The sequence below is a fragment of the Tianweitania sp. genome, assembly GCF_032053605.1.
Classification (GTDB): Bacteria; Pseudomonadota; Alphaproteobacteria; order Rhizobiales; family Rhizobiaceae; genus Tianweitania.
Genome location: NZ_DAMBUH010000132.1, coordinates 1 through 8280 on the forward strand (window position 1 = coordinate 1; position 8280 = coordinate 8280).

At 62.7% G+C, this 8280-nt stretch carries 7 protein-coding genes; 6 read left to right on the forward strand and 1 reads right to left on the reverse strand.

What is annotated here, in order from left to right; all coding sequences use genetic code 11:
* Positions 1-458, forward strand: a 458-nt coding sequence (locus tag RTX98_RS18710; protein ID WP_312798315.1) for an exodeoxyribonuclease VII large subunit, incomplete at its 5' end; no start/stop codon positions are given.
* On the opposite strand, the gene RTX98_RS18715 is transcribed toward RTX98_RS18710, so the two are convergent.
* Positions 455-2899: a GumC family protein gene (locus RTX98_RS18715; protein WP_312798317.1), complete on the reverse strand. Its 2445-nt coding sequence runs from the start codon at positions 2897-2899 to the stop codon at positions 455-457. The two genes, RTX98_RS18710 and RTX98_RS18715, sit on opposite strands and share 4 nt — an antisense overlap.
* A gap of 311 nt (positions 2900-3210) precedes the next feature.
* On the opposite strand from RTX98_RS18715, the gene asnB reads away from it, so the two are divergent.
* The 5 genes from asnB to RTX98_RS18740 all read left to right on the forward strand — a co-directional run.
* Complete coding sequence (asnB, locus tag RTX98_RS18720; RefSeq protein WP_312798319.1) at positions 3211-5031, forward strand: asparagine synthase (glutamine-hydrolyzing); 1821 nt, start codon at positions 3211-3213, stop codon at positions 5029-5031.
* Positions 5028-5942, forward strand: a complete 915-nt coding sequence (locus RTX98_RS18725) for a glycosyltransferase family 2 protein (RefSeq protein ID WP_312798321.1) — start codon at positions 5028-5030, stop codon at positions 5940-5942. The genes asnB and RTX98_RS18725 overlap by 4 nt, the downstream gene beginning before the upstream one ends.
* Positions 5939-6760, forward strand: coding sequence for an FkbM family methyltransferase (locus RTX98_RS18730; RefSeq protein WP_312798323.1), 822 nt, complete (start codon positions 5939-5941; stop codon positions 6758-6760). Before RTX98_RS18725 ends, RTX98_RS18730 begins: the two co-directional genes overlap by 4 nt.
* Positions 6760-7893, forward strand: a complete 1134-nt coding sequence (locus RTX98_RS18735) for a glycosyltransferase (protein WP_312798325.1) — start codon at positions 6760-6762, stop codon at positions 7891-7893. The genes RTX98_RS18730 and RTX98_RS18735 overlap by 1 nt, the downstream gene beginning before the upstream one ends.
* Positions 7890-8280: hypothetical protein (locus RTX98_RS18740; protein ID WP_312798327.1), on the forward strand; the 391-nt coding region annotated here is incomplete at its 3' end. The genes RTX98_RS18735 and RTX98_RS18740, both read left to right, overlap by 4 nt.

Below are 8280 nucleotides of genomic sequence, written 5' to 3' on the forward strand. Positions count from 1 at the left end.
CTGCCGCGCGTTTGCCTGCGCCGGACCGTTTGGCGCGACTCCTCAAGCGCAAGCTCGATCATGATCGAGCGCTGTTTGAGCGCGTCACGCGCCGCATACGCCCGGCCGCCCTCGCCGAGCGCTTGAGCGGGATGACAGCGCTTTACGCCGCCTTGGAAGCGCGCCGCGATCGCGCGCTCGACTCGCGTCTTTCCGCCCACCGCACGGTTCTGGCGCAATCCGAGCGCATGCTGGGTTCGCTGTCTTACAAAGCGGTGCTCAAGCGCGGTTTCGCCGTCGTTCATGATACGGAAGGCAAGCCTGTCACGGCGGCTGGGTCCGTGTCCCCGGGCGAACGGCTAAGCCTCGAATTCGCCGATGGCCGCATCGCAGCGCAAGCTTCCGGCGAAGCACCGCTCAAGCCGAAAAGCGCGAAGAAGGCCACCTTGCCTCCTGAAGGCCAGGGCCGCTTGTTCTAGCGGCGAACGCTCCACGAGCCATATGTTTTACGGTGGCTGCGGCCTAGGATGCGGCTCGTGAGGAGCGCCTGAAGACGCTGCCTTTTGATGCGCGCGATCCAGCCACTCGTCAGGTCGCTCAGGGCGTCCTTCAAACCAATCACGCCGGGCTTGGCCATTCGGGCTTCGCCAAAATAATCCCATTCCACCGGCGCACGAGCCGGCAATCGCGTCGATCCAGCGCTGCGCTTGGCCGCCGTTTCGTAGCGGTACGAATAGAAGTCCTCGACATCTTCGGGCCGGAACTTGGTCATCGCGACACCAACCACATTGCCGCCCGCCGCACGCAGTCGCGACAAGGCAAGCCAGGCGCTTTGGCGGCTGACCTGGCGCGCGGACACCACCATCAGTGTATCGTCGGCCAGGCGCGACAGGATCGGCGCATCGGACAGGCCGGTGACCGGCGGCCCATCGATCACCACGAGATCATAACGGCGCAGGAACGCATCGAGCAGAACGCGGCTGCGCGGCGACGACAGGAGATCCACGGGATTGGCAACGGTCGGGCCTGATGTCAGCACGTTCAGGTTGGGAGCGGCGACATAGAACATGCGCCCGAAGCTTTCGCGCGTTACGCGCTTGGCCAAAATGTCGCTCAAGCCGATCTGATTGGGCAACCTCAGCCTGCGGTGCAGGGTCGGCCGGCGCAGATCGGCATCCACCAGCAGAACGCGATGACCGAGTGCGGCGAAATCCACGGCAATCTTGTGCGCGGTCGTGGTCTTGCCCTCACCGGCCTCCGTGCTGGTCACAAGCAGCGCGCGTGGCAGGCCCTGATCATCGGCAAACTGCAGGGCGGTGCGCAGTGAGCGGTAGGCTTCACCCAGCGGCGACTGGTTGTTAGCAAGGTCCACCTCGATCGCCGCCTTGTTTGTGTTCGGCAAGGCGCTGAGTACCGGCAGTCTCAGCTGTGTTTCAACGTCACGCGGCGTGCGGAAAGCATTGTTGAGGCGTTCGAGGATCATGATCGCAAAGCCCGCCATGCCGGCCGCTATCAGCAGGCAAATGGACAGACTACGCGACAAACGCGGCGTGACAGGCTCCGCCTGAGCCAAGGCGTCATCGATCACGGCTGCGTTCTGCGCCTTTAGCTCGGCGCCAACACCGAGATCGTTGAGCTTGGTGACAAGACTATCGTGCTGGGCGCGTTGCGAATCCACCTCGCGCTTCAGGATCGTGTAGCGGATGCTTTTGTCGGCATAAACGGCAAGCTCACCTTCAAGCTCCGCCAGCTTGGCGCTCAGTTGGTTTTCCCGCCGCACTGCCTCATTGTGGCGGGCTCGCAGGGACAGGATGACCGCATCGGTGAGGTCGGAGCGCTGCTTTTCGAGTTCGCCCACCTGCGCCCGCAGCTTCCGCATTTGCGGGTAGTCCGGTTTGAACGTATCGAGCTTTTCCTGATATTCGGCGCGCAGATCGGCAATGCGACTGCGGACGCCTAGAATGGCTTCGTTGCCAAGCACGTCCTGGAGTTGGCCGCCGTGTCCGGCATCGATCAGCTGCACCCGGCTTTCGGCGGCAAGCCGCTCGTTGATCGCGGCGGCGAGCCCGTCGTTGAGCGCGCGGATCTTCTGCTCGATCAGCGACTCCTCGCCTTTTGTGACCGCCATGATGCCCTGCTCGCTGGCATAATCCACGAGTTCGGCTTCGGAGCGCTGAAGCTCTTCCTTCACATCAGCCACCTGTCCTTCCACGAATTGGCGCGCAAGAAGCGAGGTGCGGCTGGTTTGTTCGGCGCGCTGTTCGAGGTAGCTGGCCGCGATCTGCCTGACGATCGCTTCCGCCGTGCTTGGGTCGGCATCCTGGTAGCCGAGTGACAGAATGCTCGTGTTGCGGAGCAGGCCGACGCTGAGCTGCGCTTGCACGCGCGCAATGGCCATGCGCTGTCGTTGCTTTTCATCCACTTCCTTCAAGCGGACTTCAGGTGACGGTCCGAACACGCTCCTCAACGAAAACCGGGCTTGCGGAAACAGGAAGTCGGCGTGATTGCCCAGATCAAGTGCCGCCACCGCGTCTTGAACGACGCTGCGGCTTTTCAAGGTTTCGATCGCAGACTGGAAACTACGCGGGTCGATCGTGGCGCTGACGACTTCGAGGTCGCGCACGACACGCGCTTCCGGCGCCGAAATCTCGATCCGCATCGTGGCGCGGTAGAGTGGCGTTTGGGCAAGAAAGAGCGCGAAGCCGACAAGCAGACCGACAGCCAGAAAAGCTGCGATCAGGCGGCGGTAGTGAAGAAGGCGCGACCACAAGCGGCGAAGATCGACACCGGCCGGCTGATCGGGCGGTGTCGAATAAAGGAGATGATCCTGTGCGGCATGATCGGCGGTTGCAAGAACGCGAACATGCGGGCGCAGTTCGGCACGTCCCAACGGCTGGTCGCCCTCGGCCCGATCAAGCATTGCGTCACCGCGCCTGATGATCCGCCGAGCCAACTCGGCGGCGTGCGATCAAACGGCCGGTCATTGCCGTGACCGGCACTCTCGAACTCAAGAACCCCATATCCGCCCCCGCGGAAAACACATGTACACGCTGCCGATACCAAGACAGGCTCTCGCTGCAGCAACGATCATCTTACGGATCGTACACGGACCGTACAGCAAATCTTAGATGATGCAATCAGGATGGCGACTTGTACCTCATTATCTTCTTGCCTTCCAAGGTATTCTGAGTTCAAAGCGCAGAGGGGATTGAGTGTTGGAGTTGCATCACCATGTGTGGTGTCGCGGGAATCTTTGGTTATGCTGGTGGCCCGCCGTCTTCTGCCAGAGAAGAGCTGCGGCGCATCTGTGACAATCTGGATCAGAGAGGTCCGGACGGCTCGGGTGTCTGGTCGAGCTCCGATGGTCATGTTCGGCTTGGGCACCGGCGCCTTTCCGTTATTGCACCGGGCTCCGGAGGGGCTCAGCCGATGCTCGACGCGTCTGGGCGCTTCGTCATCAGCTTCAACGGCGAAATCTACAATCACCGCGAACTCCGCACGGACCTGGAACAGCGCGGCTACCGCTTTCGCACCGGTTCCGACACGGAAGTCATCCTGAACCTGTTTGCGGCGGAGGGTGCCGAGGCCTGCAACAGGTTGCAGGGCATGTTTGCCTTCGCGATCTATGACAGCGTCGAACGCAGCCTGTTCCTGGCGCGCGATCCCTATGGGATCAAGCCGCTTTATCTCAGCGATGACGGCAAGGTGCTGTGCTTTGCTTCGCAGGTAAAGGCTCTGCTTGCGGGGGGAGCGATCCGTGACACGATCGATCCCGCCGGGCTCGTCGGCTTCGCTCTCTTCGGCCACGTGCCGGAACCGTTCACGCTCCACCGCGCCATCCAGGTCTTGCCTGCGGGGCATCATGTGACGGTGCGTACCGGGCACGTGGGCGCGCCGGTGCGCTTTGCTTCGATCGCTGAGCAGTTCGCTGTAGCGCAACAGCAGAGTGCATCAGGATCCGAAGTCTGTCGCCAAGCTCTACGCGAGAGCGTCGGCCGACACCTGGAGGCCGACGTCGAGGTCGGGCTCTTCCTGTCAGGCGGTGTCGATTCCGGTGCGGTTCTTGGCCTGATGCGCGATCATCTTGGCGGGCGTCCGATCAAGGCGATTACGCTTGCTTTCGATGACCTCGCCGGCACGCAAGCTGATGAGGTGCCCTTCGCGCGTGACATCGCCGCCCACTACAAGGCCGACCACCACATTCACCGCATCGGCCGCGAAGATCTGGCTGCAAGCTTGCCGGCCATTCTCCGCGACATGGACCAGCCGACGATCGACGGGATCAACACCTGGTTCGTGGCGCAGGCCGCACAGACGCTTAAGCTGAAGGTGGCGCTTTCTGGAATTGGTGGCGACGAACTGCTTGGGGGCTATTCAACCTTCCGCTCGATTCCGGCCATGGTGCGCGCAACCGCCTTGGCTTCAGGCATGCCCGGGCTCGGGACGGCAGTTCGCCGGATCGGTTCAACCCTTCTGCCTGGCCTGTACCAAAGCAACCCCAAAGCGCTTGCGGCCTTTGAACTCGGCGGCACCTATCCCGGCGCTTATCTTCTGCGACGCGGCTTGTTTCTGCCTCATGAGTTGTCTGATCTGCTTGGACCGGACATAGCGCGCGAAGGGCTGGAGCGGCTCGATCCGCTCGGCCTGATCGCCGGCACCCTCAAACCATTCCCTCACGATCCGCTGCTGCGTGTGGCGGCGCTGGAAAGCGGCAACTATCTGCGCAACCAGCTTCTGCGCGACGCCGATTGGGCCGGGATGGTACATGGCGTCGAGATCCGTACGCCGCTGGTGGATTTCCATCTCCTGCAAACCGTCGCGCCACATTTGGCGGGCATCATGAAGAACAAGGGCGGCAAGGCGCTGCTCGCATCCGCCCCCTCGAAGCCGCTTCCGCCGTCCGTGCTTCAACGGCCGAAAACAGGCTTCAGCGTTCCCATGGCCAGCCTGCTTTCAGGCCATCGCGAAAGCAACCACCGCCTGACCTCGCGCCTGTGGGCGAAACAGGTGCTGCATGCCTTTGCCGGTGAGAAGAAGGCACTGGCGGCATGAGCAGCCCGCTGCCGATCACCGTGGTGATCCTGACCTTCAACGAAGCGCTGCACATCCGCCGATGCCTTGAGCGCATCCGCCCCTTGGTGCAGCGGATGGTGGTGGTCGATAGTTTCTCGACGGATGACACGGTTTCGATCGCGCAAACCTGCGGCGCCGAGGTCCTGCAACGCCGCTGGCTGAACTATGCCGACCAGTTCCAGTGGGCAATGGATCACGCCGGCATCGAAACGGAGTGGGTGCTGCGCCTCGACGCCGATGAGTATCTTGAACCCGCTTTGATCGACGAAATCCGCAGCCGGCTCGCCGGCCTTCCAACCGAAGTGACTGGCGTCAGCTTCCGGCGCAAGGTGATCTTTCGAGGCCGCTGGATCCGCTTCGGCGGCTTTTATCCGACGATCCTGCTGCGTCTTTGGCGTCACGGAGCGGGACGCATCGAAAGCCGCTGGATGGACGAGCATGTCGTTCTGAAGCACGGCCGCTCGGTCACCTTCGCGCATGACTTCGTGGACGAGAACATCCACGATATTTCCTGGTGGACCGACAAGCACAACAGCTATGCCACGCGCCAGATGATCGACTTCGTCGCGCAGGAACAGCAGCTCTTCGCCAGGGATCAGGCACTGGAAAGCGGCCAAAGTGGCCAGGCCAGGCTGAAGCGGCTCCTCAAGGTCCACCTCTTTGCGCACATGCCGCTGTATCTGCGCGGCACGCTCTACTTCCTGTTCCGCTACTTCATCCTGCTCGGTTTCCTAGACGGCCGCCAAGGCTTCCTGTTTCACTTCCTGCAGGGCTGGTGGAACTGGATGCTGGTGGACGCCAAGATCGACGAGGCGCGTCGTTACATCGCCGATCACGGACTCGATGCCTTCAAGATGCATCTCAACGATCGTTGGGGCTACCGCCTGTGAGCGTTGCGGGACCCTCCCAGACCTCCGTCAATCCAATGCGCAGGCTGGCCGAGCGCGCTGTGCGCAACCTCGTCGTGCGCCGCCGGCTTCCTGCCGATTTCGGCCGCCGACCCATCTTCCTGTCGCCGGCCAACCGGCTGCGCGCGCTCGATTTCAGAATGGAGCGCTTCGAGCCGACCCTGCTTTCCTATGTCCGCCGCTTCGTGCGACCGGGCATGGTGGTGTGGGACATCGGCGCGAATATGGGCGCCTTCACCTTTCCGGCGGCGCATGCGGTCGGCGCGGGCAAGGTCGTCGCCATCGAACCCGATCCGTTCAACCAGCTTCTGCTGCATCGAACGCAGGCCGTCAATCCCGATCTGCCAGTGACTATCATCCCAGCCGCCCTGTCGGATCAGGTCGGACTTGCCGACCTCCAGATCGCCATTCGCGGACGTGCTGCCAACAGTTTGCGCGGGGCCGATCACGGCTCGCAAATGGGTGGTGTGCGCACGACCTATCCGGTGATTACGCTGACGCTCGATTGGCTGTGCGAACATCAGCCCTCGCCCGACCTCATCAAATGCGATGCGGAAGGGGCGGAAGCCTGGATCCTGCGCGGCGGTGCGGATCTCCTCGCCACCAAGCGTCCCATCCTCATCATGGAAGTGCCCAGCGAAAACAGCGGCGCCTGTACCGAACTCCTCCATGCCCACCGCTACCGGCTCTTTCCGGCGGAACAGCGGATCGAGCCAGCCGGAGAGTTGCGCCGCATCGGCCATGCGTGGGAAGTGGTCGCTATTCCAAGCGAGTCTGTCGCGGACTGGAAGGGCGTTTGATGAGGCAAAAACCGCGTGTCGTGTCACTGATCGGTGCTTACTGGCCGGGCAATGATGCGTCGGGTCCAAATCAGAGTTTTCGCGCGCTGGTACAGGCGCTGTCCGACCAGTTCGACTTCCACCTCCTTGCGCGCGACCGCCCCTTCAACGGCAAAGTAGCGGCTCCGCTCGGGCAACCGGCATCAGGATTCGACGTCACTTACCTTCAACCGGGCAGGCTCGCGCCGCGGGGTCTGCTGCGCGAAATCCGCCGACTTTCACCGGATGTCCTCTGGCTCAATGGCTTCTTCGACCGCGAGTTCACGCTTCCCGTTCTGCTCGCACGGCGCTTTGGCCGCTTGGCCGACGTGCCTGTCCTCCTTTCGCCGCGCGGCGAGTTCAATCCGCCCGCCTTGCGTCTTAAGCCGACGCGCAAGCGGACCTATCTGTCGCTCGTCGAGGCACTGCGGCTTACCGAAGGCGTGACGCTGCACGCAACCAGCGAAGCGGAAGCGCAGGTCATTCAGGCAGCGCTCCCGCGCCACGACAGGATCGCTCTCGCGCCGAATATCCGACCCCTGCTGCAGCCCATGCCGCATCAGCCAAGTCCCACGCTGCGCCTCGCCTTTCTCGGCCGCATCACGTCGATCAAGAACCTCGCCTTTGCCCTGCGCGTTCTGCAGGACGTCCGAACGCCGGTGCAGTTCAACATTCACGGCCCCATCGAGGACGAGGATTACTGGCAGATGTGCCTGATGATGGCCGCCGAGTTGCCTCCCCATGTCGGCGTGACCCATCATGGCGCTTATCCAAACGCCGAACTTCCCGCGATCCTTTCCAAGGTCGACCTCCTTTTCCTCCCGACTGCGGGCGAAAACTTCGGTCATGCGATCTTCGAGGCTTTGTCTTGCGGCGTGCCGGCCCTGATTTCCGACCGCACGCCCTGGCGCGATCTGTCCGCCGCTCATGCCGGCTGGGATCTGCCGATCGATGGCCCCGAGGCCTTCGCCGCCGCCATCGACAGCTTTGCGGCCATGGATGAAACCGCCCGCGCTGTGTGGAAAGACGGTGCCCGGAGCCAAGCTGAAGCCAGCGTTGCGACCAGCGACGCGGTTTCGCGCAACCGCACTTTGCTGGAAGATCTCTGCGCATGACCCGGCAGCGGCTCGCCATCGTCGTGTCGCATCCGATCCAGCATTTCGTGCCGCTGTACCGCGCGCTTGCCGCCCGCTCAGACATCACGCTCAAGGTCTTCTTTGCCACCCGCATTGGCGTCGATCGTACCTTCGATGCCGAAATGAACACCGCTTATGCCTGGGACGGCAACCTGCTCGAAGGCTACGACCATGCCTTTCTCGATGAAGCAGATGGGATCGACCAGGTCTCGTTTCGAAGCGTGAACAATCCCAGCATCGCCGCCGCACTGCGAGAGTTCGAACCGATGGCCGTGCTCATCTATGGCTATGCGCAGTTGACGGCCCTGCGCGCGCTCGCCTGGAGCCGATTGCACCGCGTGCCCGTGCTGATGGCCGGCGACGGTG

Bases quoted from the DNA above. Each gene is read 5' to 3' on its own strand.
- RTX98_RS18715 (WP_312798317.1), bottom strand. From the start codon at position 2,899: ATGCTTGATCGGGCCGAGGGCGACCAGCCGTTGGGACGTGCCGAACTG.
- asnB (WP_312798319.1), top strand. From the start codon at position 3,211: ATGTGTGGTGTCGCGGGAATCTTTGGTTATGCTGGTGGCCCGCCGTCT.
- RTX98_RS18725 (WP_312798321.1), top strand. From the start codon at position 5,028: ATGAGCAGCCCGCTGCCGATCACCGTGGTGATCCTGACCTTCAACGAA.
- RTX98_RS18735 (WP_312798325.1), top strand. From the start codon at position 6,760: ATGAGGCAAAAACCGCGTGTCGTGTCACTGATCGGTGCTTACTGGCCG.